Annotated in this window: 1 protein-coding gene and 1 pseudogene; both read left to right on the forward strand. The window is 33.1% G+C overall.

Annotation, left to right across the window (positions count from 1 at the left end; all coding sequences use genetic code 11):
• Positions 1 to 99: 99 nt before the first annotated feature.
• Positions 100 to 396: pseudogene (locus Xedl_RS19440) on the forward strand (ISKra4 family transposase); the annotation flags it as partial.
• Between the two features lie 754 nt (positions 397 to 1,150).
• Entirely contained in the window at positions 1,151 to 1,660 is a 510-nt protein-coding gene (locus Xedl_RS19445; RefSeq protein WP_074025354.1) for a HesA/MoeB/ThiF family protein, read from the forward strand.
• Positions 1,661 to 1,729 lie beyond the last annotated feature (69 nt).

The raw sequence follows: 1,729 nt of genomic DNA on the forward strand, positions 1-1,729 counted from the left end.
CATAGCCTTTTGTTCCTTTATTTCTTTTGGTTTGGTCACTTAAAGTTATAAAGGACGGGCTATGTCATTTCAACTCTCCTCGAAAGTCGAGCATCGCGTTATACCTATATTGAAAATAACCGCATGATGATCCCGAATTATGGTGAAATGTACCGATATGGTGAACCGATCTCCTCGTCATTTGTTGAATCGGCAATCAATGAAGTTATCGCTAAACGTATGGTGAAAAAGCAGCAAATGCAATGGAGCCAACAAGGCGCACATTATTTACTCCAGACACGCACAGCGGTACTTAATAATGATTTAAAAGCCCGATTTGAGTATTGGTATCCGGGAATAAAGTTAGGTGAAGAAATGGAGCGCTATTTGACAGAAGCTGAAGCTATTGCGGCATAAGTGCCCCACACATTTTTATGCTCTACTTCGTTGGCAAAATCGACATTTTACTTCAATCATCGCCATTTAATTTCTCCGAAAAAAGGGAATTATATACCACCATCAACGGATTGAATACATGACCCAATGTAGATACATTACTCATTGCTAGTCTAGGCTTGGTATATGCTTTCATTCCGCTGGACTTCAAACTCCTGACACGACTCTTCTATCGTGTGTGCTAGTCAGACTTATTAATGCAATAACAAAATCATATACCGTGTTAATTACTCGATCTTTTCTAGAACTTATTAAATGCATTAAATAAAGTTATACATTTTGTGGTCAAAGAAATAATAATGGCTGGGAGAAAAAATCAGTAGAGATGGTTTGGAAATTATTCTTTTTTTACAATAAATTAGTACATCAGTATAAATTGATTTGATTTGATATTTTTCAATGATGCTTATTGATATGCTAGATGAAATGATGTAAATATGTTCTAGAAAGATAATTTTTCCGTTCATTTTTAGATTATCTTGGTGGGTTTTGTGTTTTTATTAAAGCCTTATTAATCTATTGGAGGCAATCATGATTTCTCATGTGGCTAACTAATTTTTAATTATAAATGGTACGTATACTTATGTGTGCGTGCCATTTATGCTATCTAATTAATAAGTTAAAAAACAAAAATGATACTAAATATCATTTCAGAAAAACATAAATTATCATACCGCAAGCTTAAGCTATTTTAATGAAATGGGAGTAACATTGTATGAAGAAAAAAGAAATCAAATACATACTTTCAAAAAATACTTATGTTGGTTTTTTAGGTCGTAAATGTGTTTTTTCAATTGGAAATAGACAGGAGGTTTTTAATAATGAAGAAGAATATATTCCTATTTTAAAAGCGTCAGTAATTTGGAAAGAAGCAAATACGATAGAATCTGTTGTTGGAGAACTTGTAAAAGACGGTTTAACATTAGAAAAATCAGTAAGTGCAACAAATTATCTTATAGAAAAACACCATGTTGTATATGATGATCCTATAAAACTAGATAGATACAGCAGGCATTATCTTTACTATGGTGGCTGGTCTTATAATCCAAATGATGTGCAAGAGAAAATTTCTTCAAGTCATGTAATTGTTCTTGGTTGTGGGGGAATTGGCAATCACATAGCAATAAATCTAGCTACTGCTGGAGTTGGTGAGTTAACTCTTGTTGATGATGATTTAATAGAATTATCTAATCTAACGCGATGCTCGACTTTCGAGGAGAGTTGAAATGACATAGCCCGTCCTTTATAACTTTAAGTGACCAAACCAAAAGAAATAAAGGAACAAAAGGCTATG

The sequence above is a fragment of the Xenorhabdus eapokensis genome (genome assembly GCF_001908105.1).

Excerpts from the sequence above, each read along its gene's own strand:
- Xedl_RS19445 (WP_074025354.1), top strand. The coding sequence starts at position 1,151 with ATGAAGAAAAAAGAAATCAAATACATACTTTCAAAAAATACTTATGTT.